The organism is Bartonella sp. MM73XJBT (assembly GCF_028618465.1).
Lineage (GTDB): Bacteria > Pseudomonadota > Alphaproteobacteria > Rhizobiales > Rhizobiaceae > Bartonella.
This window is the reverse complement of record NZ_JAQISY010000101.1, coordinates 1-1,605: the sequence shown is the minus strand read 5'-3', so window position 1 is coordinate 1,605 and position 1,605 is coordinate 1. Positions and strand designations below refer to the sequence as shown.

The 1,605-nt window shown below is 44.7% G+C and carries 2 pseudogenes; both read left to right on the top strand.

Annotated elements, in window-relative coordinates:
• Positions 1-1,257, top strand: a pseudogene (locus tag PVV69_RS09795) (phage portal protein); the annotation flags it as partial.
• Positions 1,258-1,270: 13 nt separating this feature from the next.
• Positions 1,271-1,605, top strand: a pseudogene (locus PVV69_RS09790) (hypothetical protein); the annotation flags it as partial.

Here is a 1,605-nt window from a genome sequence, read left to right as displayed (position 1 = left end):
CGTTGGTTTGAAAGCGAGAGATATTACAAAGCGCCCGATTTAAGCACTGGAGAACTTCGTGACTATAGTGAAGAGGAATTTAAGCAACTCCAATGCATGATGCCTCAGATACAAGGGGCGGCTTTTAACAAAAAGGTTGTAAAGCGTGCTTTTTTAGGCAGGAAAGTTTTGCTTGAACCAGATCAACCTTTGGTTCCTTCAGGTCAATTGGGTTGGGAATGTATAACGGGTTATTTTGATAAGATAGAACGGCAATTTTATGGGGTTGTCCGTCCGACAAAAGACCCGCAGCGATGGGCAAATAAATATTTTAGTCAAGTGATGCACATTCTCAATAGCCAATCCAAAGGCGGGATTATGGCAGAGAGAGGCGCCTTTGAAGACGAGCGAGAAGCAGTCAAAAGTTGGAGCAGGGCAGATAGTATTACGGTTTTAAAAAATGGAGCCCTTGCAGGTGGGAAGATACAGCCAAAACCGGTTTCTCAGTTTCCTACGGGCTTTTTCCAGTTATTTAATGAAGCGAAAGAAGCGATTAATCAAGTTACCGGATTATCACCAGAGTTCATAGGAACGAGAGAAGTATCGCAAGCAGGGGTTTTAGAGGCACAAAGGCGCCAATCCAGTCTTAACTTGCTTGCTTGTCTGTTTGATGGTTTGCGTTTGTATCGCAAAAGGCAAGGTAAGCTTATTTTGCACTTGATACAAAATTATCTCTCTGATGGTCGTTTGGTACGGATTTCAGGGGAGGAGAATGCACAATATATCCCCTTAACCCGTGAAGCAGTGATGAGTGTTGATTATGATATTGTGGTTGATGATGCGCCTACCAGCCCGAATGAGAAAGAGCGTACTTTTGGCATTATCACGCAATTGTTACCGTTGCTTCAAAATGCTGTAACACCAGATATCATGCTTGATTTGCTGCGTTACTCCCCATTGCCAGCATCTCTGCTTAATCGTGTGAGTGAGAAGTTTCAACAGCAGCAACAAATGGCACAACAATCCCAGCAGATGAATCCCGAGCAGGAAATGAAGTTGCAAGAAAAGCAGCAGGACATTGCCGCCAAAGCCCAGATGCAGCAGATGGATTTACAAGGAAAGCAGATTGAATTGTTCATGCGTCAAAAGAGAGCAGAGTTAGAAGCGGAATTGATGCAGCAACGCCATGAGCTTGAACGCCAGCGCATACTCAATGAACAAACGCAACATCAAATCATGCGGGAGCGAGCAGCAAGTTATAGAGGCAGAAGCATTTGAGAGAGGTGAAAGAATGAATGCACAAATGAATGAAGGACTAAATGAAGATTATACGGCAGAACCCGCTGTTTATGATGATGAGAGCTCTTTTGAGAGTGATCATGATAGAGGGGCGGTTGACAGTGATGATGTGGCGTCTTCAGAGCCGGTTGCAGAGCCCGTTGAAAAGCCTTCAGAGATTATTGTTCTCAGTGTAGAACAGCAACGTGCTGAAGAACAAGCAAAGCAAGCCCGTGAAGCGCTTGTGAAGTTTTATGAACCCCAATCTCAGCCGCCAATGGTTGAAGGAGATGGAACGCCTCCAGATCCTAGTCAAGACATTATTGGCTATATGGGATGGATGGGGAA